11 protein-coding genes and 1 tRNA gene are annotated in these 26,691 nt (G+C 44.8%); all 12 read right to left on the reverse strand.

All coding sequences use genetic code 11. The annotated features are described in order from the left end of the window. Nucleotides 1-427: 427 nt before the first annotated feature. The 12 genes from P0108_RS00355 to P0108_RS00410 all read right to left on the reverse strand — a co-directional run bounded on the left by P0108_RS00355 (nucleotide 428) and on the right by P0108_RS00410 (nucleotide 26,645). A complete protein-coding gene (locus P0108_RS00355; RefSeq protein WP_473730666.1) occupies nucleotides 428-6,547 on the reverse strand; it encodes a S8 family serine peptidase in 6,120 nt (2,039 codons plus the stop codon). A gap of 700 nt (nucleotides 6,548-7,247) precedes the next feature. Beyond that, the gene (locus P0108_RS00360; RefSeq protein WP_102155371.1) at nucleotides 7,248-8,381 is read right to left on the reverse strand and encodes a class C sortase; all 1,134 of its coding nucleotides are present in this window, start codon (nucleotides 8,379-8,381) and stop codon (nucleotides 7,248-7,250) included. Nucleotides 8,382-8,591: 210 nt separating this feature from the next. Next, complete coding sequence (locus P0108_RS00365) at nucleotides 8,592-10,277, reverse strand: SpaH/EbpB family LPXTG-anchored major pilin (protein WP_415692923.1); 1,686 nt, start codon at nucleotides 10,275-10,277, stop codon at nucleotides 8,592-8,594. A 272-nt stretch (nucleotides 10,278-10,549) separates the two neighbouring features. After that, nucleotides 10,550-16,600, reverse strand: a complete 6,051-nt coding sequence (locus tag P0108_RS00370) for a Rib/alpha-like domain-containing protein (protein ID WP_473730667.1) — start codon at nucleotides 16,598-16,600, stop codon at nucleotides 10,550-10,552. Nucleotides 16,601-17,336: 736 nt separating this feature from the next. Next, nucleotides 17,337-18,350, reverse strand: coding sequence for an Abi family protein (locus tag P0108_RS00375; protein WP_473730668.1), 1,014 nt, complete (start codon nucleotides 18,348-18,350; stop codon nucleotides 17,337-17,339). A gap of 173 nt (nucleotides 18,351-18,523) precedes the next feature. Beyond that, nucleotides 18,524-18,596, reverse strand: a tRNA-Arg gene (locus P0108_RS00380). Between the two features lie 366 nt (nucleotides 18,597-18,962). Then, nucleotides 18,963-21,650, reverse strand: a complete 2,688-nt coding sequence (locus P0108_RS00385) for an ATP-binding cassette domain-containing protein (protein WP_473730669.1) — start codon at nucleotides 21,648-21,650, stop codon at nucleotides 18,963-18,965. A 54-nt stretch (nucleotides 21,651-21,704) separates the two neighbouring features. After that, entirely contained in the window at nucleotides 21,705-22,313 is a 609-nt protein-coding gene (locus P0108_RS00390; protein ID WP_076002672.1) for an ECF transporter S component, read from the reverse strand. 442 nt (nucleotides 22,314-22,755) lie between these two features. Further along, on the reverse strand, nucleotides 22,756-23,529 hold the full coding sequence (locus P0108_RS00395; RefSeq protein WP_102155780.1) for a DUF4191 domain-containing protein: 774 nt from the start codon (nucleotides 23,527-23,529) through the stop codon (nucleotides 22,756-22,758). Nucleotides 23,530-23,682: 153 nt separating this feature from the next. Then, nucleotides 23,683-24,321, reverse strand: coding sequence for a DUF3043 domain-containing protein (locus P0108_RS00400; protein ID WP_004105197.1), 639 nt, complete (start codon nucleotides 24,319-24,321; stop codon nucleotides 23,683-23,685). A gap of 158 nt (nucleotides 24,322-24,479) precedes the next feature. Beyond that, nucleotides 24,480-25,847 (reverse strand): dipeptidase, encoded by a 1,368-nt coding sequence (locus P0108_RS00405; protein ID WP_004105198.1) that lies wholly within the window; start codon nucleotides 25,845-25,847, stop codon nucleotides 24,480-24,482. A gap of 249 nt (nucleotides 25,848-26,096) precedes the next feature. Continuing rightward, nucleotides 26,097-26,645, reverse strand: a complete 549-nt coding sequence (locus P0108_RS00410) for a low molecular weight protein-tyrosine-phosphatase (protein ID WP_116442618.1) — start codon at nucleotides 26,643-26,645, stop codon at nucleotides 26,097-26,099. Nucleotides 26,646-26,691: the final 46 nt, after the last annotated feature.

Genomic DNA, 26,691 nt, shown 5'->3' on the forward strand with positions numbered 1-26,691 from the left:
TTTGACATTCGCCACGAAATATAACATGACAAACGCAAATTCTAAGGGGATGTGGTAGACTCTAATTTACCTGTGTAGGTTGCTCCTACACGTGATTTCATTGAGCTCTTGTTTGTTTAGAACAAGAGCTCAGTTGTTTTTGGATGGTGGGTTTACTAAACGTAGGTTTGTGTGGTACTCCAAAAGCGAGGAAAGTTTCTCACATTTGGAGGGTTTTAGGTTGTGTTTTGCTCCAAATACGGGGAACTTGTCTCGCATTTGGCGAGCGAACGAGTATCCACGTGAATGAATGATGAAGCAAATTAATATGTAAAACAAACTATGGATTATTCTCCAAAATATATTACATACAAAAAGAGCACTCCCATCTTACTAGAAGATGAAAAGTGCTCTTTGTTTATTTATGTTATTTACTTATTTTGTTTATTTACTTGCTTGTGTGCGTATGATGGCGGCGAGTTTTAAACGTTACAGCACCGCTTGCAAGCAATACCATAAACGTCACAACCATGCCAATCACACTGCTACCAGTCATCGCCAAATCAGAAGTCATCTTCTTGGCGGCAGACTTAGCGTCAGCCTGCTCCTTTTCAGCAGCCTTCTGCTTTGCAGCAGCGTTGCCAGATGCAGCACCTGCGTTGCCATTGGAAGAACTTGCGTTGCCATTGGCAGCGGCATCGCCGGATGCAGCGGATGCGCCCGCATTAGTAGAATCCGCATCATCCTTTGAGGACGACTCCGAATTATTACTGGAATTACCTCCAGTAGTAAAGGATTTTCCACCATGATTACCGCCGTGGTTAGAGCTGTGGCTACCGCCATGATTAGAGCTGTGGCTACCGCCATGATTACCACCGCGGCTATTATTGTTGGTATCACCGCTGGCATTACCGCTAGTATTACCGCTAGTATTACCGCTTGCATTACCGCTAGTGCTGCCACCGTTGTTGCCACTACCGTTACCGTGACCCGTGCTTCCACCTTCGCTATTACCAGTATTACCAGAGTTACCAGTATTACCAGCATTACCGCTACCATTCTGGTTCTGATTATTCTTATTATCAGAACCAGTTTGGCTGCCACTATCAGAAGAAGCAGAGGAAGATACAGATACCTCTCCAGAAGCAATCTGGTTACCATTTGCATCCATAAGTAAGATTGTGTGCTTACCTGAATATCCGCTAGGAATCAAAGCCTTGAAATAGTACTTACCGTTTTCATCAGTATGCACTGTCACATATTCATGACCATCTTCACCCTTAAGATCCTTAGGATCAGAGTAAATGAACGCATACATGCGATCACCGGATTTGGCTTTCTTCACAGCTTCAGGCTGTCCAGAAACATAAATCTTTACTTCCTTTCCAGCTGTGACATTCTTGGTTTCTAATCCAGCAAGAGACTTTTGGATCTTTTTTGTAGAAGCAGGAGGAATTGGTGCAGAATCAGTTTGAGTTGACTCATCCTTGGTTCCTGAATTACTTGGCTTCGTTGGATTCTCACCAGGCTTCACACCATTCTTCACCGTGAATGTATATGCAGTAGCTCCATTTGCATTATTACTTGCGTCACTTGCTGTATTACCAGCAAAATCGGTCGCCTCAATAGTGATAGTGTGAGTACCATCAACCAACTTCTTAGTAGGAATCTTCAACGTTAATGTTGTAGAACTTGGCTTATCTGGAGTTGGATTATCGTTAACCTTAGAAACATCCACTAATGTGTCCTCTACTGCTGTAGTTGGAAGATAATTTTCCGTATACGCTACTGGATGACCATCAACCATAACGCGCAAAGACTTCAAATTATCATCTTCTGCTTTAACAGTAATTTCGTGACCATCAGTGATTTCTTCGCCTTCAACCAAACCTGCTTTAACAGTAGGATCAACTTCATCAAGAACAACTGGAATCACACCAAGTAAATGAGATTCAACCTGATCACTTAAGTGCAGCAGCAACTTATCACCATTGTCTACTTGAATGTCAGTTGAGAATTGGCGACGAGTTGTTTCTTTACCATTCGTGTCCAAAGTGTAGAAATCACCTACAGAATCATTATTAATTCGCAAACTTTGACCGAAAGCATCATCTGATACATTTCCACTGAAAGTCACTGTGTCACGATTAGTGAACAACGTGTGACCATACAGTTTTGGAGTATCGAAATGTGCTGTTGGAGGCGTAATGTCGAAGTAGAATGCTGCAGGAGTATCGATTACATTCGTTTCATCGTCTTCATCAGCATCTTCGTCAGTTGATTTAGTGTTCACCTGCAAGCGGAAATCATTTATACCCGGATGCATTGGAAGCTTTACACTAAACTTTCCGTTCTTAATTTCAGCACGCAATGGGTTTGGAGTTACAAGATTCTTAGTTGTAGCATCAAAACGCGAAGCTGGAGTAAACACCACGCTAGTCACTTTGGAACTCACATCACCTTGAGCAACAAAGTAATCAGTGCCAATAACGTCTGGACCATTATTCTTCTTATGAATTAACCACGCATAAGAACCCATAGAGCCAGCATTAGTAAGCATGAAATCTTTTGTTGCAGCTGCAGGTTTAGGCGTAGGAGTTGAACGACCAGCGAGAGCCAAACCTATAGTTGTAGTGTTTTCAGCAGAATCAGTAGCTACAAGAGTTACCATAACAGCTTTAGCGGCAGGAGTAATAACTGTTTTGAAGCTACCGTCTTTACCAACAGTTACTACTTCTTCAGTTTCTTTACTAGCTGCAGCTGTATCTGCTTGCTTCACATTTGCATTAATATTCGCTGCTGAAGTTGTATTAGCACCAGAAACAGCTTTAGTAGTAGATTCAGAGGCAGAACCAGAAGCATGATTGTTCACAGAACCAGCAACTGCATTAGCTGCAGTAGTGTTGTCAGCAGCCTTTTGATAATTAAGCGTTAGCTTTACAGTATCTCCAGGAGTATCAGTTACTTTACCAGCAACAGTTACTTTACCATCTGCAGCTACAGGCAAATTACCCTTGTTGTCAAGACCATCAACAGTAATCTTAGGTGTTTGTGCATTAAACTTTAAAACAAGTTTCTTATTGCCAATACGGTCACCCTTACTATCAAAAGCTTTAAGCATCACAGTATTTTCACCATTTTTCAGTGGCACAAACGCATAGAAAGTATTCTCACCCTTGCGCTTTTTAGCTAATTTGACTTCCTGCTTTTTACCGCCTTCAGGAGTCACATAAGCTTTTATAGAAGCAACATCTTTAGTGAGATATCCCTCAAGATAGAACTTACCATTAATATCTGGGTCGGTCTTACTTTCTTCTAGAGCATTAGCTTTAATTTGTTGAGAAGTAAGTTTTTGTTCATTTGGAATAATAAACTTCTTGTTCTTCTTAGATTCTTCTGAACCATCCGGTTTCTTCACAGCATATGTGTCGAATACCTTTTTAACCTCAGTTGAATTCATAGCATTGTCTCGAACAAGCACATCTATGTATTGAGCTTCATTACCAATGTGAATAGTCTTGCACACTCGCGTACGAGTTGCTTCATTCAACGGGCATTGAGTGTCTTCATCACCATAGTTCAAGGCATCCTTTACACCAGGAAGATGAATAGTTGGTACGCCAGGATCAGGGCTTAACTCATCACTAATAACAATCTTCACATTGCCGTTAGCATCACGATCAGATACTGTGACTTTAGGTCCATGATTATCGATTGCTACCTTCATGTCATAAGTTTGCCAATCAAACTTATCTCCTAAGCGAGCTTGAATACGATACGTGTACCATCCATCAGGAAGAATGTCAAACCTACTTGTTTTTGGATTCCACACAGACCCGTCGAAATTTCCAGCTAAACCATCGGTTGCTCCAACATTAGAAATAGTAGAACGATTCACGTTGTGTTCTGTTCCAAGAACAATCTTAGTTTTATTATGTGAATCCAACACAGAATATTTTACTTCAGATGCACCGCGGAATATAGCCATAGATGGAACAACATAATCCATCCAGCCATCTCTATTTGCAGGTGAAAATTCGCCAAGTACATAAGGCTTCGTTTCATTATTAACCGGAAGTTTACCCATAAAACCAGCTACCGAAAGCAATGATGTCGTAAGATCACTGTGGCTTGCACTATAGCTTTCTCCCGGTTTTACCATTATAGGTTCATCGTTCCAATCGCCAACAAAGCCAAGATATGGCACAGAAACATCTGGCTGAGTATCAGTAAGCGATTCAAATCGCGCCCAACCTTCAATATAATGATTGCCTTTAGAACGATTTGGGCTTAACGTAAACTTAACATCAGCGGTTTTGCCAGGCTTTACCGTAACTTCACGCGTTTTTGATTGCAACGTTTCAGTATCACTAATAGAGGTTACTGTATCTTTATTAACCTCATTAGACTCATTTACAACATCCTGATCTGGGACAGCAAATTTTACTGGAGTCTTACCATAATTATGTAAAGTAACCGTAAAGTTACAATCAGAATTCACGTTTTTAAAAGCCACATACGCATTGCCATCGACTGTTGCAATCACGTTAGTAGCAACAGCTTTATCGACCTGAGCTAAGCCAGCACCGATTTGACGAGGAGCATAAGGAATTTTCTTACTATTTGCAGAATCTTTATGCCCAATAATACTTGCTGTATTCATTAATGCCTGACGTACCCTATTCGCGCGATCTTTAGCAGAAAGCTCAGGGAAGCGCTTCTTATAGCTTTCCATCACCAAAGTTGAAAGACCGGAAACGTTTGGAGCAGCCATAGAAGTACCAGACATGCTGGTGTACTTATTTCCATTCTGCGTGGACCAAACATTACCACCGATGCCAGCAATCTGAGGTTTAAAATCAAATTCTGGAGTTGGACCCCAAGAAGTAAAGCTAGAAGGCTTCCCATCATCCGGATTGGCGATAGTAACGAATTGTTCAGTGAAAGCAATCTTTACTTTCTCACCATTATCTAATGCTTTTTTAATTTCTAATGCATAAGAACGAGGAATAGACGCACCAAAGCAACCTTTGATTTTGTCCAATCCACCCATTCCTATGAATAAGGATGAATCTTTGTCGTGATTGTAAACAATCACACCTTTAGCACCTTTAGAAATCGCATTATTAAACTTTTCCGTAAAAGTAATGCCACCACGTTCTACAAGAGCATACTTATCTTTAAGATCAAGATCTTTAACATCAGTTTTAGTAGCTTTTTTAGCATCCACAAGTTCATGCTGAGATAGTGCATCTGTTAAAGAACCAATAGAATAGCTGTACGGCAAAGTATGTGACTTGCCATCTTTTCCAACCCAATTTGCAGACTGCTGAGTAATATTTGAATTTTCTACAGAAGCAACGCTAAAAGCAGAAGGATAAGAAGATGGAGAACCAAGAGTTGCATCATCCCACTTACCTAGAACATCGTCTATGCCACCACTTTCAGAGAAGTTCAAGCCGGAGTTTCCTGCAGAAATAACTGGAAGCACACCAGCTTCGTGAGCCTTCTTTAAAGCGAGAGATGTAGCATTAGAAGTTCCACCGAAACCGTTATCTGATCCGAGAGACATGTTAATAACATCAGCACCAAGCTTTACAGAATCCTCGATTGCAGCAACAATATCAACATCCCGAGCACCATGCGAACCCGGCACGTTTGAGAATACTTTCATAGCAAGCAGCTGAGCGTTTGGAGCTATGCCATCAACACGATTATGTTCAGATGCAGGAGCACCAGTCTCATCGCCGTTAGCAGCCACAATACCGGCAACGTGCATACCGTGCTGTTCCGCACCCGAGTCTGTGAAATTAGTATTTTCATCAGCGTAATTGAAACCTGCAGGCACTTTGTCAGTAGTGTTGCCTTTACCTGTTGGTTGTAATCGAAGATGCGTCTTAGCTGAAGCATCAAGCTTCATATCTTGGTGAGTTGGATCTATGCCCGTATCGATGATGGAAACCAACATACCAGTGCCATCAAGATGATATTTTTTAAACGCAGCTTGCACACCTTGCAAATTACGTGCAGTATTTTCCATTGGATGATATAAACGTTCTTTTGCGACAGAAACTACACCTGGCTCACGTTTCAAATCTTGAACGTGTTTTTCAGGGAGAGTAGCTTCAAAAGCACTCATTAAATAACCAACTTGGCGACGAACCGTCATATTGTACTTTGACTTTACGCGGTTAATTAAAACATTCTGCTCATGAATGTTGGCTTTTTCGTCATAATTCGTGAGTTTCGGATGATTATTTTTCAACGTAACAACAACAGTCACTTGAGCATTTGAATTTTTATTAAATTGATCTTTTTTACTGTAATTCTCAAAAGCTTTAGCAAGAGTTGGATTAACATGGCGTAAATCTTCTATAGACTTAATCTCACTATTATCTTTTAAAGATGAATCAAGCATCTTAGAGACAAGTGCATTCTCATCTTTTTTAGTTTCATTATCATTTTTTGCAAATGCCGCAGGAACTGTACCAAGCGGCACCATAAGCGTCGCCGCGGCCACACTTAATGCTGCTAAACGAGTCAGATATGACGTTCGTTTGAACTTCATAAACATACTCTCCTTCAAAATGGTGGTTGTTATCCCGGAAAAATTTCGGTTCTAGCTATCACAAACTCATGCCAGCTGCCAAAATCTTTCATACTGGCTGCCAAAATTTTTCATGCGGGTGTAAATATTTTTGTTACGCTGGTTTGAATCATTTCCGCTAAATATCGCATAAGAGATATACCCCCCCCCCATGCAAACAGCAAATAATGGTGTATTTTTGCAAGTGCAACAAAATATTTTTCATATACTCTAGCACTTGTTTAAAGAGAAAAAATTTTTTTAACTTGTTAATTTAGCAAATAAAATTTGAAAAATTTGTATTTAGGATAGAAAAAATGGCTAAATTACGCCATTTCCTCGCAAACACTTTTCCACAAGTAACATGTAAAAAATCTGTAGTTAACATATAATTTACAGAATTTTTCAAAAACCTTGCATTTTGACAATGTTTTTTAAAAAAATATTGCTGGTTTACCAACTAATGTTAGTGCGTTGCGCAATATAAACCGTAAATTTTTCAGCCAACCGACGATATGCGCAACTGACCTAAATTTTACGCTCGCGCGAGAGTTATCTCACGTTTGGAGGGTTTGCGCTACTTTAGCACTCCAAACGCGAGGAAAGTTTCTCACATTTGGAGGGATTAGCGTTGTGCGACGCTCCAAACGCGCGCAATACTGCGCTCAGGCAGGTCGTTGCGTTACTCGCGACGCAACTTACGCAGCATCTTGCGCGAAAGTACCAGCAAATGCTTGCCGCGAATGTCGAGCTGTCGCCATCGCTTAGACGTTGCCGCGGCAATCATCATGGACAAAATAATCAATGAGAACGCCATTGCAATCACGAATAGCGTCATCCAAAGCGGCCATTGCACGTGGTCACCCGGCACCTTCACAGGGTCCGGCAGCACACGATACCCCGTCACCAAAAGCCTATGCGAATTCACGCCATACGGGGTACACGTTAGCAGAGTCGCCAAGTCGCGCCCCTTTTCGCGCTGTAACAAACTAATATCGTGTGGCTCAACCACGCTGATGCGGAACACTTTGTATCGCAAAGTTTCGCCTTGCACGTCGAGGTAGAAATAGTCACCCTTCTTCAAATTCACCAAATCGTCGAACATGGTTGCATCCGCAAGACCCGTGTGCGCGGTAATAACTGTGTGGCGGTTTTTGCCGCCAACCGGCAAATCCGTGCCGTACAAATGACCAGCGCCGTGCGCTAAAACTTCCTGCGAACTGCCGTGATAAATAGGAAGTTTTACGCCAATCTTCGGAATTTTTACGATGCCGATAATGCCCATAGGCTCCTCAAGTGCCTTAAGATAACGCTTGTATTCAGGCGTGTTAGTTATGTCTTTTTGCCCATCCGAACCATACGGATCCGTGGTAAGCATATTTTTGCGAGTTTTATTGTAAAGCTTCGCGGCGCGAATGTGAGCGCGACGCACGTCACCAGCCTGATCGTGGTTATACTTGTCGTACGCGTTAGAAATCTCCTTCGACACGCGATTATTCCAAAGCGTTGAAACAACAGGGTAACTGAAGCACAAAATGCCTGCCAACACGAATGCGATTGGCTCGACGATGCGGCGGAGCTTAGATTTTTGTTTAGATTTGTGATTGCTTGCGGTGGATTTTGCTTCGGTTGCGTGGGTTTGAGTTGCGTTATTTTCGGTTGCGTTTGATTCGGTTAAGTTGGTTTCGATTAAGTTGGTTTCGTTAGTTTGAGTTGCGTTTGTTTGGTTTTTGAGAAGCTTACTTACGATGGGGATATTCAGGGAGATTTTGTTGAGGAAAGCATATACTTTAGCAACAGCATCGTTTAATTTCATGCTTCCTCGTTTCGTGAGTTTTTCGTTGGATTTAGATTTGATTTACGATTTATTGATTTTGCGCTCGCTAGTTAGTTCAATTAAAGCGTACAAATATAGAGCCGGGAGCAACAAGTCGCACCCAGCTCCAATATTTATGCCATGCAAACAGATATTTACATTCATGTAGCAGTGACTGCTGATTTTTTTCTCAGCAGTCACCAATTACAATCAGGCAGCCTGCTGCTCTTCATCCTTCTTGCGGTTGCGCAAGAAGATGAACATGCCAACAGCAACCAAGCACATGCCAGCCAACGCGAAGATGATCACGCCTGCAGCACCGGTCTTTGGAAGGTTGAACCAAGAACCATTATCCTTGGTTGGGACGTTCACAATTTCAATTTCCTGAGCAGTTGCATTAGACTCAGCAGAAGTTAAAGAAATTTCATGAGGCTGCTCAGAGCGAGCATAACCTTCTGGTGCTTTAACCTCAACAAGATAAATCTTGCTATTAGCGTTAGCATCTGTAACCTTAGCAACATAATCTTTAGTTACACCACTAGCAGTCTTATCAACACCAGTTGTGGTGATGGTAGCCTCAGTATTAGTTTGTGCTGTGTCAGTAAAGCCCGCCATTGCTTTATCGCAAGCTTGAGCAGCAGTTGGGTCAGCAGCACACTTCTTAGCTTCAGTTTGATCAGCAAATGCCTTGAATTCAGCCTTGTTGAGAAGCTTTGTTTTATCAGTTGCATCAACTTTCTTGATGTGGAACTTACGGAACTCAGTTGTTGCGTCACCGCCAGGAGTTGGAGTATCTGGAACGCCGGCACCGTGACCTGGAACGAAGCCAGACTTGTTATCTAACTTCTTATCGGAACCAACAAAATTAGAAAGATCCGTTTTCAACTTAAACTCTAACTTAACAGTAATTTTAACATCAGCGCCATTTGCACCATTCACAACAGTTGCAATCTTTCTAAGACCTGCATCCTTAAACTTAACCATGATGCGAGTACGAGTTGTATCTTCAGGCTTAGTCAATGCGGAAGAAGTCACAACGTAATCATCAGCAGTCATAGCATTCTGCTGACCTTCAATCTTAACTTCTTTAACTACGTCAGTTTTTACAGAATCATATGCCGCAGTTACAGCGTCATCGTAAATAGCAAAACCTTGGAGCTCATCCTTCGTAATTCCAGTCTTAGAATCAGCAGCATCGGACTTCTTCTTGTTTACTTTTGCAGTAATAGTGTAAGGCAATGTATCACCAGCACCAACAATCTTTCCATTATCAGCGGTCTTGGTTACATTATCCTTAACATTGGTGTTCTTAGGCGCAACTGACACTTCATATGTGTAGGTGTTGTTCTTAGCACTGGCTTCACGCGTAATCTCTGGAACAGTCATGAAGAATGGCTTCACATCAGTTGCATAGCCAGCAGGAGCAGACTTTTCCTTCACTAAATACAAGCCCAAATCAAGGTTATCAAATTCAGCCTTACCAGTTTGATCGGTAGTCTTTTCCTTTACGGTATCTAATGTAAGCTTGGTTTCATCAAGAGGTGTTGTATTAAGCTGCTTTACTTTAGCAGCGAGCTTAGTCCAGCCATCTTCAGAAGTTAAATCTACACTAAGACCAGTCTGGTCATTATCGCTCTTAATAAGAGTAACCTTCTGAACGGTAAATGTGGCACCCTGCAAAGGTCCATTGTTTTTAGATGCATCCTTCTTATTGATGGTAATCTTACCCTTCAGCTTCTTACCAGCTTCAGACCAAGGTGCTAGCTGAGCAGCTGCTTTCTCACTACCCGTAGCAAATGCCACGTTGTTTGCCACCACGGCGCCGGCGACGCACAGCGTGCCAGCCATTGCGAGCGAGGCGAATGCCGCCACGCATTGTTTAGTGAATTTATTCACTTTCTTCTCCTTATTTTTAGTGCCCTTGTGGGCAGGTTTTGAGGAAAATACGTTTACTGTTTTATTTTGTGTTGCGCACGGTCGGCGGAGTCATCGCAAAGCCGCATGAACTCTGTCGGCGGCTACGATTTGCGCCGCGCGCAGCAAGATTAAATCCGAACCATATGTCGGCATAATTACCGTCACTGTGTAACGTCACTGTGTAACGCGTAATGCCATTGCCAGCACATGGAACGTTGATACTGCAGTTTTTAAGCTGCAGAAAATTTTCATCAGCATCGCCACCTTTCGCTACGTCGCCTTAAAGCGCGAAGCTTTTTGGCAGTTTTGCAGATAAAATCTTTAAGCAGTGTCTTACGCAGCAACGCCTCGAGCATCGCGCGCCCCCACTTGGTTTGCTCAAGGAAGAACCCAGCCGCCATCACGCCCGTGCCAATCACAGCAAACGCACCAAGCAGCACGTTCCAGTTCATTCCGCCGGTCTTTGGCAGAGCGAATTTAGGCGGATCGATCACGGTCACATTAACAGCAATTCTGTTCCAGTCTTTTCCAACGGTTACGCCGGCAAGCTGAGTTGTTTGCATATTTGTAGACGAATACTTGTTACCTTCAATAAGACTTCCATTAACAGTGTTATTAAACACCGTCAGCGCATTCGGCTTCAACGCAAACACAGCGCACGTGTAATTTCCAGCCTTTTGAGGTACGCCAGCAATATCGTCTTCACTGCGAGACACAGCACTTTCTATGCTGTTCGGATCTTTATCCTTCGTAAAGCCATACAGCAAGTTAGCCATGCAATTCTTACTGTCTTGACTGCAAGACTTTCGCTGATCAGCATTTGCAAAAGCCCACGGCTTTACACTTTCGCCATAATTCTGGTTCAGGTGCATATTGAGCGTATCGTCAAGCCCGCGACTCCACTTTTGCTCGCCTTGCTTAGCACACATCATACGCAATGAAATATTGCTACGATCCTTCAAGCTCCACGCGAGCACATACGGATTCTTAGTAAGGCTCGTGCCGCTCATAACAGTAAGAGAATTACCACTACCAAGCGTGTCATGAACAGGATCAGCGTCTTGGGATCTTAGCAATGTCATCTTAAGATCCTTGTCAGCTCCACTGAGGCCTCCAACTGTAACTTTCGCATACACAGGCTTGCCGTTGTTACCAGAATCCGAGTCGTCCGAAGTGGAGCCATCCGGGTAATGGATGACAATCTCTTTCAAGTACGCTTTAGGAGCAACAGATTGATCTGGGTGGAAGGTCACTTTGCCGTAGCGAGTGCCGTCATCCTTGGAACTGTGCTTGCCATTCTTTTGCTTGGAAGGATTGTCAGGCTTATTGCTTTGCTCACCGGTTTTATCGGCAGCGTTATTAGAAGCCCAATACGACCAGTCTAAAGACACCTTGTTTCCAGCAGTGCCGTCAGCATTTACCTCAAAGCCGTTTGTGGCATCCTTAAACTCAAACCAAGTTCCGTCCGGAAGCGCACCAGCCTTCACAACATCCTGGTATTTATCCGCACCGTTAGCACTCTTAACGCTTTGCGGCACAGCATTCTCAACCTTTTGACCAGCCGTAACGCTCACATCAACATACTTCGGGTTGTAGAAGTGGTTGTCGTTGTGAATGTGGATTGGTATTGCGCGATACGCGTAGTCAACACCTTTAACCGCGTTTTTGTTGCCGTTATTACCATCAAGCTTCCACTTGAAATCTTTCAAAGGATCAGTGTTATTCTTACTTGCATCTTTGTTAAGTGCGCCAACAGCTGCATCGAATCTAGCAAGCAAATCGTTATTGTCATTCTTAAACTGTTTTGCTTTAATCGCGTAAACTACGCACTCGTAGTCGCCGGATTCGTTAGCCTTGCCTTTAATCCACCCACGAGTACGCTCAGTGGTATCTTTTGAGTTACCATTTGCAATGTAATCGTCGTACAGCTGCCTATCAGGGTGGCACTGACTTGCATCCTTCTCGCAAGCTTTCTGCGCTGACGCATCTTCAGTATGATCCCAAATCTTTACATCTTGCATCTTAATGCCGGCAATACCGCCCGACTGGTAGTGAGACTTAGTGCCGTCTGAATTAATCTTATTGCAAATTGTGCGCAAATTGATTTTTCCAGGCTTATACTTGGACCATGAATCAAGCCAACGGGTCGTCTTTTTAGAAGTACTAAGTTCCTCGCCCTTAGTGAGTTTGATGGTAGTATCATTCCAATCGCCGCTACCTTCACGATCGCCAACATTCAGCCGTAAATTACCAGCATCCTCATCATGCGATCGCGTAATGTCTACCTTCGCATAAATAGGTTTACCAAGATTACCAGAATCCGGATCTTCAGAAGTAGAACCGTCCGGATAGTACACAATAACCTGCACTTTGTCAGAACCAACAGGGAACCACTTGTGCGGTCGGAACGTCACCTTGCCAAACTGACCCGTGCCATTCTTAGCTGAATCACCAGAGTCAGCTTTATTATCTTGATCATCCTCAAAGAATGTGTAGCTTAAAGATTTCTTAAACTTAAACCAAGTTCCGTCCGGTAGATCACCTTCGCGCACATCGTCTTGCAACGTATTAGCATCGTTGGCATTCTTCTTGCTCTTAGGCACCTCAGTGGCTTGTTTGGTACCAGCCTCCATGCTAATAGTCTTATACTCTGGGTTGTAGTAGTGAGCATCACTATGCACATGAATTGGGAAGGTTACCGAATCCCAATCGATATGCCTTTGAGTGGCTTCTTGAGGACTATCTTCACTACCCGGCTTATCTGTTAAGACTGATTTAATAACCTCTTCAAACTTGCGATCAGCAGGTTTCTTTACAAAGTCATTTACAGCTTTATCAAACTTATTTTGTAAATCACCATGCTTACCATCTTTATTTTCAAGGTCTTTAATAGCGTACACAGTGCACACAAAGTCGCCATTTTCCTTAACCTTGCCATGTAACCAACCCCAAGTGCGCTCTACGGTATCATGCTCATCACCGTATAAGTAAAGGTTACGGTTGCAGTTTTTACCATGAACCGTACATTCATACTTATTCTTTTCAGTAGCTCTTGTCCATTGTGATGGTTGTTTATCAATAAATTCACCGCTTGTAGTATTACCTTTTCGACCGGCAAGTGTCAGACCATTAATACCATCAATCTCATAGCTTTCAGGTTTACCAGTTTGTGGATTCTTTTTATAGCAAAGCATGCGCTGATAAATTTTTCCTTGCTTAGCACTTGACCATGAGTCAAAGAACATTGGCTTAGTGTTACCAGTAGCGTCGCCTAACACTTCATCTTTACGGAAACGCATACCATTTTTATCATTGTTTTCAATTCGTCTTCCGCCATATTGCGAATAAACATTGAGCTTTAAATCATTTTTTTGGATCGGTTGACTAGTTACCTCTACAGGCGCATATACAGGCTTGCCAAGATTACCAGAATCCGGATCTTCAGAAGTGGAACCATCTGGATAATGCACAATTACAGGAGCAAAATATTCACCAAGCATTACAGTTTTTTCTGGAGAAAAAGTAACTTTGCCATATCTAGCGTCAGTAGTACTATCTTCAGGCTCATCCTTGCCTGATTTCTTGTTACTTTGCTTATTGACAAATTTATACCATGTAAGAACATGTTCATTATCTTTAGGATAGGTTCTTAGCTCAAACCAAGTGCCTTTTGGCAACCTAGTACCATTCTGCACAAGCTCCTGTTGACTCTTGTCATTACCTTTCACGCCGTTAGCACCAGAATGGCTTACTGGAGCAGCCGATTCTTTAGACTTACCACCAGCCTGCACATATACCTTATCGTATTGAGGGTTATAATAATGCGCGTCGGAGTGAACCTTAATTGGCACAGTCCTAGATGTATAATCAATATCTTCTCTTAAACCCTTGAAGGTATCCGGATTAATGATATTGGTAGGAGAACCGGTTTGCTTTTCAATATCTTTGTTCTTTTTAGCAGCATCCTCAAATTTCTTCAAAGCTTTAGGCTTCAAAGCATACACAGTGCACTGGTAATTGCCAACCTTTAGTGGCTTTCCTGTGATGCTACCACGCGTACGCTCCATGGTTCTGCCTGTGCTATCAAATAATTTGTTTGCTGCACAGCCCTGACCATTTCGGCACTTTTCTTGTTCCTCATCAGTAGCATGAGGCCACGGTTTTTCACCATTTATTGTTATTCCATTAATACCGTTAAGATAAAACTTAAGATTCAGAGGATTTGTAGTATCAGCACACACAGAGCGAATAGTAATATCGCCAGGTTCCTGCACTGACCAAGAATCTATCCATGGTTGTGGCTTAACTTCACGATTCTTGCGGAATACGAATCCATCGTTGTAGTCAATCTCTTGACCATTTTGGTTCTTATGAATATGGAGCTGCAAGTCACCAGTGCCAGGGTTATCTCTTGTTACATACACTGGAGCATTAACTGGATCACCATGATTACCAGAATCTTTATCCTTCGAAGTTGAACCATCAGGATAATGCACAACTACAGGTCTCTTCTCAGGCTGACCAGTTTTAGAAGCAGGAACCCACTTATTTGGGTGGAAAGTGACAACACCAGTGGACTCGTTATTAATCTTTGCCCAAGTTGGTGGATTTTGATACCTATTATAAATTTCTGCCTTAAACTTAGTGCCAGATGGGAATTTCTTCCCTCCCCTGTCTTTTGGATTTGGAGAATTCTTTTCTTCACCAGCTTTTACTGTAGTATCGTCATAGTAAGGGTTATACCGGGACGCCTGCGAAACAACGTGTATATCAACGCCTTTGACCTTCACAATTGAATTGTTCATTTTACAATTGTTAGGTTTAGGATCAGGATAGTTTATTTGAACATCAAAATGTATAGTTTTGTTTCTATCAGAAGCCTTAGGACTATACTTAACCTCGCCTGTTCTTGGATTAATATAGGCTTGACCAGGCTGCATATTATTAGGATTATACGTCTTAGTAACACCGGGCGGAAGTATCTCACTATTTCCAATTTCATTCTTTTTAAACGTAAATTCTATTCCAGCATCAGTTGGAATCATCTCAGACGTAGTTCTGCCCCCATGATTTGGCATGTCCTTATAATATTTAAAATCGCCGTTATAAGAATCACCAACCCACTCACCAGTATTTATATACGGTTTCACGGAAGTAACTTCACCGTAAACAGCGTCCTCTTTAGACCTCTTTGGGAATTGGATGTCATCATCATTTTTAGGATTTAAACCATACTTAAACTCTTCCAAGTCTGGTATGCCGTCGCCATCATGATCATACGGACCAAAAACTGTAAACTTATGCTTATCTCCATAGTAGGAAATCCAACCTGCCATAAAAGGTAACTTATAAGGATCAACGCCTTCTTCAACTTCTGCAGTAACAATCCAGCGAATAGAATCCGCATCGTTATCTTGTTCCCAAGATTTAAATAATCTACCAAAATTACCAGCTCGGCGCCATGTATCGACTTCACATGTTGCATCTGTACTTAAACCACATTTTTCAACAGATGCTTTCCAGAAATTCTCATAATCAGAATCACCCGGTAAGCGCGTAGCATTACTACCACCATTAAAATCACTCGGAGTTTGATCTTTGCCTCGCTCTTCCCAAGCAAACTTTTTACCCCTAGCATCAGAGCTAACAAATTTTGTACGATACCTTGTAATTCTTATAGTATTATCCTTGATGTTTTTTGGAAGAATAAGATAAAAATCAGGTCTACCACCATATGCATGTCCAAAATTGTCATCATTACACACTGCACCTGGATTTTCTATTTTTTTAATTCTGCATCCATTTGCGTTAAAAAGAACATTCCAAGTAATAGTTGTCGTTTTCTTTCCATTAACGGTTACCGTATTTATATCTGGCGGCTGAACATCGAAATCCCTATATACATCCCAACTCGCAACAGAGTTAGGAGAAATATATCCATTACCAATGTAATCCCAACTAACATTAGCTGCATTTGCTTCTTTTACCGGCGGCACTATGAGCATGGTTACTATGGTGGCGGCTGATACGAGCATTGCGAAGAGCGCGCGACGAAGAGTGTGTGTGCTGGGCATGGTGCGCGAGCGATGGTGACGCTGCCGGAAGTAGCTGCGCTGCTGGGAAGTGACTGCATTGTCGAAAGAAGTGTTGGCGGTGCCAAAAGTATTGGCATTGCTGGAAGAAATAACTGCGGTGCTGGAAGTACGAACAGCGCCATCAGCACTGGTCTTACGCCAGACCAAAGCGCGCGACGCAAGACGACCCACGCGTGATGCGAATCCACGGAACTTTGCTGGTAACATTTTCTCGCCTTCCTAGTCCTCCACTGCTGCACAAGCCGCAGTATATCTCAAATTCCAACTCTCTAATCTTTAAGACTTCACGCACTCAACCTGCATGCGATGCCAATGCTCGGTGCACTAAAATCTTGTGCACTCACTACTGCAAATACCATAGACAGAGCCAACCACAGGTAGTCAGTATAACATACCCTTATGCCCTATATGCAAGCATGGTTGCCAAAAGCCTCTAATATTTATACCCCCCCCCCCATGAAGGATTTCAAGCAAAACACGTATTATAATTGTGCATATAAAAAAATTTCTATAATTCGCGAATATCGCTAAAAAATCTACTGTAAAACGCATTTATAACGCATAATTTCCGACGCCAAAACGCAAAAATCGCATCTTCGGCGTGTCTAAAAACCGACCACTTCCCCAACCCAAAGCACTACATGTTGTTATAACGCATGCATCGCACCGCTATATGCTGTGCTGGTATATGCTGTGTGTGTTGTGTGCTGCGCTGCTGTATTCTGTGTGCTTCGTCGCTATATACTGTGTGAGATTCGTCACTATATGCCATGCTATATATACTGTGCAACGCGAAAGCAGGTCGTCGCGTCAGCAAGAAAATCCGACAGAAACTGTGCAGCCGTGTACAGAAAAAGTCGTTTGCGCGCAAAAAAAAATCGGGGCAGATGCACTCTCGCACTTCCGCCCCCCAAAACCCTAAGGTTTTCAAGCATTTTCAATTCTATCTTTCACATATCCAACTGTCAATAACAGTACAAATAAAAGCAAGCAATGAGTTAAATTTACTCGCTTTATCATACTCTTTTGTGTACTCAGATGCCTTTTTTATAAATCCTCCTGCAATGTATCTAATAATGCTTTTTTGATCATTCACGCATTCATCACATTGATAATTCCTAGACAAAAATCTCTTATACATATATGCAGTTATCACTATTTCTTTCATCTTCGCATTACACATATTCGATCGCCTCGCACGCTTATTGAACCCTACAGCTTCAATAGCTTTACTTACTTCTTCAAGCAAAAGCACGTTGTCAAAACTCTTTTCAGTAATTCCATCCAATATTGAATTAGAATGAGCACAAGCATTACGGACGGATTTTACCCTGCACAATAAGTGATGCTCCTTCTGCATCTCTCTACTACCCCATCTTTTTGCGCAAAAACGATAAAATCTTAACAATGTTCCAAATGTAATACCTTCAACAAATACCCAAATTGGCATTCCACCTGTATACTTTGCCGCCGATTCTCTGCTATATTTCCCATCTTTAAGTCGTTCTAATTCAGCAATTAGTATTTTGCGGTCATCGTTATAAAGACTAGACATGTAATCTTCAACAATGGAGTATCCATCTTCTTCAGGATTTTCAGTAAACATTTTCATTAACTTAACTTTTGCCTCATGCTCTATAGCTAAAGTTATTAGAAGCAAAAGTATTTGAAACATCCTATTAAGCTGCTCTATTTTGCATAATTGATCAAAATCCAAGTCAATATACTGACCGTTTCTAGATCCACCAACTCTCTTGCTAAACAATTTTTTATATGAACAAGTCTCAAAATAGTATGAGAAGATTGAAAGGTAGGAAATTGCAGAATCTTCAGATTGTTTGTTAAAAGTTATACCTTGCTTCTTAAGATGTTTTATCTGATCTATTGACGAAAGCTTCACAGGCAATTTACTAATTGCACATGTTTTCTTTATACCCGAATCGCATTGATTGTCCATACTATGTATTCCCCTTTTCCAAACTATGGATAAATATCTTTTATTTTTGCGAATACTACCCCAATAGCATTCGATGACTCTTTAAATGCACCAGCGCATATGCAAATATTCTACAAAACACTACACGAAAAGCAACGAATAGACAGGCACGACCAAAAGTAGAAAATCAAAAGTGGGCCTAATGGGATTCGAACCCACGACCTTCTGCTCCGGAGGCAGACGCTCTATCCACTGAGCTACAGGCCCGCAACTCGAGAAAGTATACACGCTAGTGAGGATGCGCGACGACCTGCTTGAGCGCAGCACAGCGCGCGCGAAAGCAACTCGGAGCGCCGAGCTTGCTTAGCGTTGAAAGCACAGTGTGCTTTCAACGCAAGCGAGGTCTGCCTGCGGCTTTATTGACGCAGGCAGGGCAGGTTAGTGTGGTTGTGCTTTAGAAACTAGATTGTGACTGGGAACGCGAAGCAAAAAGCGGCAGAAACTGTACAGCCGTGTAAAGGAAAGGTCGTTTGCGCGTGAAAAAACGACAGAAACTGTACAGCCGTGTAAAGGAAATAACGCGCCGCTAGCAAAAGCCGCTATCAAAAGCAGCCATCGCGCGCACAGAAAAACTCACGCGCCGCCGAGGAAGGCGAAGGTGCCGAAGTAAAGCGCAGCCGCAACAGCAACCGACGGCACAATCGCGCACACAGCAAAAATCCACCAGTCGCGTGCACGCACACGACTCACCCTAGCGTGCGAACGCGCACCAACTCCCCCAAAACCGCGTGCTTCCATAGCAGTAGCGAGCGTCGTCGAACGTCGAATCGAAAGCACAAGCAGCGCAAACGACTGCGGGAAGAACGCCCTCACGCGATGCTCATCACCCAAACCGCGCGAACGCCTCGACGCAGTCAGCGCCGCCCAATCATCCTGCAGCACGCCAAACAGCCTAATTCCAGCCAAACCGCCGTACACGAATCGATCCGGCAAATGTAGCACCTGACTGAAAGCATCCGCCAAATCCGTAGCATCAAGCCCAATCACCATCACAATCGACGGCACGCCAATCGCCAAAATCCTAAGCGAAGTTGCAACAGCCAACATAGCCGAACGATCCGTAGCATGCATCAGCCACCACTGGAACCAAGTATTTCCGCCACTTTTGCCGTATAGCAACACAGTGAGCGCGGAAGTCGGCGCGCCCACCCACACAGGCCACGAAAGGCGAATCACACGCCATGGCGGAAGCTTAATGCACGCAAAAATCACAAATTCCAGCAGCAACGCAACCGAAGCAGAAACGCAATCAAGCGTAAAAAGCAGCGGAATCGAAGCCGCAAACGCTCCAAAAATACGAAATACTGGATTAATTGACGCAAGAAGTGGCGATTTGCTGGAAAGCTTCGCTTCCTCGTCGCGATTGTTTACAGCACTCACTTTGATACGCGAAATGTCGGTTGCACCGGTAGTTGCGGAAAGCGCTTCGGAAGATTTCACTTCGGAAGCACTCACTTCAGCAGCACTCATTTCAGCAGCTTCAGCTTTCACATCCGGCACAAGCTCAACCAAGCGCGCACCCAACGCCTCAACCAGCTCACGGTCGTGCGTCACCACAATAATGCTCACACCCTCGCTACGAAGGCTTGCAATCAAGCGAATAATTTGCAACCAAGTTTTGCGATCCTGCCCAAAAGTCGGCTCGTCCAAAATCAGCACACGCGGAGCCGCAGCAAGCGACGCCGCCACAGTCAGACGACGCTTTTCACCTCCCGAAAGCGTGTACGGATTCGCCTTCGCGTAACGAGCCAGACGGAATCGCTTCAGCAACTCCTGAGCCTTCGCGCGCGCCTCATCCGCCGAAACACCCGTGCGAAGCGGCCCCAACATAACCTCATCCAACACCGAACCACACGCAAACTGATGCTCCGGATTCTGAAAAACGTACGAAATGCGCTTCGCCAAATCAGGCGACTTCCACTTCATTGGATCCGTACCATTCGCGCCTTGAGCAAGAGCATCACTCGCCACAACCTCGCCGCTTACTGCCGGCAAAAGACCAGCCAAAGTGAGCGAAAGCGTTGATTTTCCAGCACCGTTCGCGCCGACCAAAGCCGTAATCTGTCCGGCTTTAAACTCAAGGTTGATGTGACGCGCAATCGGCTCGCTATTATGGCTGATTGCGAGGTCCTTCGTGGAAAGTAGCACTTCTCCGTAGCCTTCTGCTGGACTGCAGTTTTCGTAATATTTTTCAGAAGATTCTGCATTTGCGGAAGAATTACTTACGGAAGATTCATTTGCAGAAGATTTTACGTTTTTCTTGTAGCGTTCCGGAAGCCAAATACCCAGATCCTCAAAGTCCAAATCGGTGCGATTAAACACCTCGTCTGGCGTGCCGTCCGCCACAATCACCGTGCGCGAAGAAGCCGCGCGCGCAATATCGTCGTCGTGAACGGTTTCGTTGTTCGCAGCTTTTCCGTTCGCAGCTTCATCATTCTCAAGCCCAAGCACAACCACGCGGTCAATCATGTCAATCCACGGTTCCGCGTGATGCTCCACAAGCACCATCGTGGCATGCGTCGAATCCAAAACCGCGCGCACAGCACCAACAATCTGCTGCGTGCCATCCGGATCCAAATTCGCAGTCGGCTCGTCCAAAAGCAGCACACTCGGCTGCATAGCGAGCGCGCCAGCAAGCGCCAAACGCTGCATCTGACCGCCACTTAAATGCGAAGTTGAGCGATGCAATTGCAAGCCATCCAACCCAACTTCTTTAAGACTTTTGCGCACGCGATCCCAAATCTCGCTGCGCGGAACGTTCATATTTTCCGGACCAAACGCAACGTTATCCCCCAAACGCTGGAAAATCGCCTGTGCATCCGGATCTTGCAAAACCAAACCAACTCGACCGCGCGCACGTCGAACTGGCACGCCGTCAACCAAAACGCAACCCTCACTCACGCCACCATCGGCATCTTCGACGAGAGTGGTTTGCTGGGATTTTGCGCTATTTTTCGCCACAAAATCATTGCCAATAAGACCTGCCGCGCCGCTTAAAATCGTGGATTTACCGATGCCTGATGCACCAAGCAGCAACACGCGCTGCCCCGCCTTAATCGTGAGGTCCAACCCGCGCACAGCAAAAGCGCGACGGGAAGCATGACGATAACCCCAATTCTCAAAACGAAGTTCAGCGTTACTTGCGTTAGAAGCGTTATCACTAGCTCTACTTGCGTCACTAGCGTTGCTGATACTCTTGCGATCACTTAAATCTGTTGGAAGGAAAGTTTCAGATTCTTGCGATTGAGTAGCATCAGGCATAGTAAATCCTTTATGGCAATGATAGATTTTAGTTATTTCTTAATACGTTATTCGCTATTTTTCGCGTATTTCGCGACCGGACACAAACTGATCCAACGCGCCGGTCTTAGCGATTCCCACATACAAGAACCACATTAAAACACCAGCAAACACAATTCCGGAAACCACTGTGCTGGCGAAGTATGGAAGACCATACTTGCCGAATACGCTAACAGCCTGCAACTTACCGAGGAAGGTGTAACCCCAGCAACCAATACCAGTCAATGCGCCGGAAAGAATCATTGTGTTCAAATTCCACTTCTTGTAAGCGAAAATAATGAACGCAATTTCAGCAAACAAACCCTGAACCACTGCAATAGCGAAGGTTTCAGCACCACCCCACTGATTGCCCATCAAAGCTTCGAGCACGCCAGCTACGACTTCAGCGTAAATAGCAGCACCCGGCTTACGCACGATTACTGCGGCCAAAGGAGCAGCGAAGAGCCAAAGACCGTTAATAAGACCTGCAAAACCTGGAAGAATGCTGTTTAGCGCAGTCCATGGAACCTCACTAAAAATGGCAACAACCCAATAAATAAAAGCAGAAACAACGCCAATTACGGAAGCAACTGCGATGTCTGCAACACGCCACTGCATGTTGGACTGATAATTTTCTTCTGACATAAAAATGTGCCTTTCTTGTTACGTGTTGCAATGCGTTACATTGTGCGCAATGCAATATTTTGCGTTACATGTGTACATTACGATGTTGTGCGTCAAACGCGTTACATCGTGATGCGTTACATGCAATACTTTGCGTTACAAAGAAACCTTGCAACACCTCTCCAGGCACGGGAAAAACAGACCTCCGTGCGCCGGTATTACCCGGATTCACGTTCAAGCGGTTTTCTCTCAGCTCTGAATGTTCGCGCTTGCATAAGCGAGATAACACAGAGCACCCGTGTCGATTGACGATTGTACGGCACTGCGTCGACGCCAACCCTCCAAACGCGCGCGCTGTGCTGCGCTCAAGCAGGTCGTCGCATCAATAAAAATGTGCGCAAGCGACGAACAAACGCCACTTACGCACGCAACAATAAGGCTAAAACACTAAAATTTACTTAATTTACTTACCGCGCATTGCACGACGGCTGATGCGCTGAGGACGCGTTGGATCGATGCCCTTCGGAATGCCAAATCCACTCTTGCTTTGCAACGTGCGCAAACGCTCATTCAAAATCGCAAGCTCTGTCTTAGTAAGGAAGAATCGGCGGTTCGGATGAATTTTATCGAACAACGCAAACTTGTGCTTCACAGGCTGTAGCGTCTTCGAGCGCAACACCTTTCCGCGCAATTCTTTAAGCTTCACCTGATTTTCGCCATTACCAACAGCAATACGGTATACAGGTATATTAGATCCGGCAGTAACGCTTTTAATAGCGTGCTCCTGTCGATCCATAGCATGCATTAAACGCTCGTAATTACCCTCACCAACGAGGAAAATTCCGTTAAAACCAGTGCCTCGCCAAAGCGCATCCTTCGTGCGCGCGTCCACCCACACAGGCTGCTGCGGAAAAGTAAAACCGCCCTTATTAATCGCAGAAATAATGCCAGCAGCCGCACCCGGGCGACCTTCCAACTTTGCGTAACCAACTTTATCTGCACGCTTCGTAAGCACAACAGTAAACAGCAGCAAGCCAAGCATCACCGCTGTAATAAACATCATAATCCACATCAAAATGGACCAACGAGATACAATTCCAAGAATTACAGCAACCAAAATCGGTGCAGCAAACGCGCAAGACAACCACAAAGGCAGCTGCTTATCGTCAGAATGCGTGTACTTATAAATACGTATAATCTGCGAGAACATGCCCTGCTTTTTCTTAGGCTTCTTCATACCTTGCGTCGCGCTCTGAGACGCGCCTTGCGATTTGCTTTGTGCTTTATCTTGTGCCATGCGTTTACCCCATGATATTCGCGTTATTTTGAGTATCTCAAATAATAATAGTAGCTTGTGCAAATATTAATAAATTTGCACTTATTTCTGCACTTACTTCGGCCAGTTACCACGCTTTGCGCTACTCGGCTTAGGCAAACGCCAGCGACGAAGCTGCATAGCGCGGCTGAATGCGTACATGCCGGAACGCGACTTGCGCGACACAGCCACATCACCAAAACGACGAATCAGCTCCTTACGCAACTTACGCCACATAACAAACATGTCAATTACAGATGCAAACAAATACGCGTACAAGAACACTGCAAAAACAAAATAAACAATCACAAACTTAGATAGCGCAAACAAGCAAATCATAATCAGCACTGCAACTGGTATGAAAAACTCGCCAATATTAATTCGAGCATCCACGTAATCGCGAATATACACACGCCACGGAAGCTGCTCAATTTTTGGCATATGCGCCAAATCGCCAGTGCGCATTGCGTTGTATTGCAAATTCTCAGATTCGCGAAGACGAGCACGCGCGCGTTTTGCGCTTTCCTTGCGATCTGCTGGTACTAGTGGGCGAAGCTTTTGCGCCTGAGCAGCGTTGCGCTTAGGAGTCGGCGCGTTTTTTTCGCGAGATTTCGTCGCTACAGACGATTCTGCATCCGCTACTTTCTTTTGCAACGAAGGAGTAGACGCGCCCTCATTATTGGCAGTTTTCTTTGCAAATGGATTCCATGTCATGTTTGCAGATTACTCAACAGACTAGACGCATGCAGACGCGGAGGAAACGGCAGAAACTTTACGCGCGTGTAAAGAAAAAGTCGGCTACGCAGCAAAAAGCGGCAGAAACTTTACAGCGTTGCAAAGTTTATGCCGCCTGCGCGCAAAATTAGCCAGAATTACTCGCCCAATCGATCCAAAAGCAGCGCTTCCGTCACAATATTTCCGCGCAAACCAGAAAGCGAAATCGACTCGTTCGGGCTGTGTGCATTGGACTTAGGATCTTCCGGACCCGTCACCAGCACCTGCGCCTTCGGGAAGATGCGCTGAAGCTCCGGAATAAACGGAATCGAACCACCCTCGCCCTTATTTACCGGCTCCACGCCGAAAGCATCGCGCATAGAAGCGAGCGCATCCTTCGTTGCAACAGCATCCGGATCCATTGCCCAACCCATGCCGTTATCAATCGGCTCTGCAGTAACTTCTGCACCAAAAGGCGCGTGAGATACCAAGAAGTCGCACAAAGCTTTTTGCGCTTCTTCCGGACGCTGCGAAGGCGCGGTACGAAGCGAAAGACGCAACTTAGTTTCGTGCGCAATCACATTAAAACTGCCCTCAACAGGATGTGCGTCCATGCCGATTACCGTCAAGCTCGGCTTAGTCCACATGCGCGCTGCGAGAGAACCGGTGCCGGCAAGCTTATAAGAATCGACCACGGAAGAGTCGGCACGCACTTGCGCTTCGTCCAAATCGCGCTGCAAACCGCCAACCGGCTCCTGTGCTTCAATTCCAGGCACTGCCAGATCGCCAGCCTCGTTGTAAAGCGAGGCAATAAGCATGGAAGCGAGCGTGTAAGCATCTAAAATCGGGCCGCCAAACTGACCGGAATGCACTTGATGGCCGAGCACTTTAACCTTCACGTCCACGTCGGTATTTCCGCGCAAACTCGTTGTAAGACTTGGGATTTCGGCGGACCAGTTGCCGGAGTCGGCAACGATAATTACGTCTGATTCAAATTCGGCTTTATGCGACTCGATAAAAGGAATGAAGCTTGGCGAGCCCATTTCTTCTTCGCCTTCGATGAAAACCTTAATATTTACGCGCAAATCGTCGCTCAGTGCGCGCAAAGCTCCGTAGTGAATTGCGATTCCGCCGCCGTCGTCGGCTGAGCCGCGTCCATAGAGGCGACCGTCGCGCTCTGTGCCTTCAAATGGGTTGGTTTCCCACTCAGATGGGTCCGGCACTGGCTGCACATCGTGATGCGCGTAGAGCAAAACCGTTGGCGCGCTTGGGTTTACGATGCGCGAGCCGACCACTTCGAAAGCTCCAGGAGTGCCGTCCGGATTCGTGGACTGCTCGACGCGCGCGTCAATACCAACCTCACGCAATACCCCAGCCACGTATTGCGCGGACTTGCGCATATGCTCGCCAGCAATGCCCTTAGCTGACACCGCAGCCAGCGAAATCTTCTTATTCAGCACGGAAACTACGTCATTCCAGGCGTTTTGCACGCGAGCGCGCACGTCTTCGACAGCCAAATCTGCCATAAATCCTCCCAACTAAAAGTAACAGAGCGGTAATTGATGCCTGTAAAACTATACCTACAAATTTAAACTATATTCGCAAACGTGAGAAAACGCTCGCGCTATAAGCGTTCGCTTACGAAACTCGCGTTGGAAGTCCACTGGACTTTCAAGCGCACAACCGACCATTACTTTACACGCACATAAAGTTTCTACCGCTTTTTGGCGCGCAAACGACATAAACTGCGCGCGGCTGTAAAGTTTCTGCCGCTTTCAAGCCCTCTCAATGCGCGTGGCAACCCAATCGACGATATAAGGCGCACACTGCTCAACCTGATCCATCGCAACCTCAAATTCGCGAGGACCTCCGTACCACGGATCTGCCAAGTCGAGCAACATCTCGCGACCAGACTGCGGCTTAGGAAGTGACGGGTCAAACGCACGGTACATGTGCACAAGTTCGCGTTTTTGCGCCGGCAGCAAACGCAAAAGCGAACGCATATGCGAAGCCGTCATAGGCAAAAACAGGTTCGTTTCCGCAATCTCATCCGCTTCAATTCGATGCGCAAAATGCGACGCAGGAAGCCTGTATCCGCGCTTAGTTAATTCCCTTTGCGCGCGACGGTCAATCGGATTTCCGTACTCTTCGTCGCTTACACCACTGGAACGCACGGCAACAACGTCGCCCAATCCCCTCAATTGAAACTCGTTGCGCAACACAATTTCCGCCATTGGCGAGCGACAAATATTGCCTGTGCAAACCGTCATAACAGTGTATGGGTGACGTGCGTCTACCTTGATTTTGCTTGATTCTTCAGTCATGCTTCCTCGTTTATTTTGCTGTCTCGTTTACTTTGCGATTTCTCGT

Source organism: Gardnerella sp. c10Ua_244 (assembly GCF_055818055.1).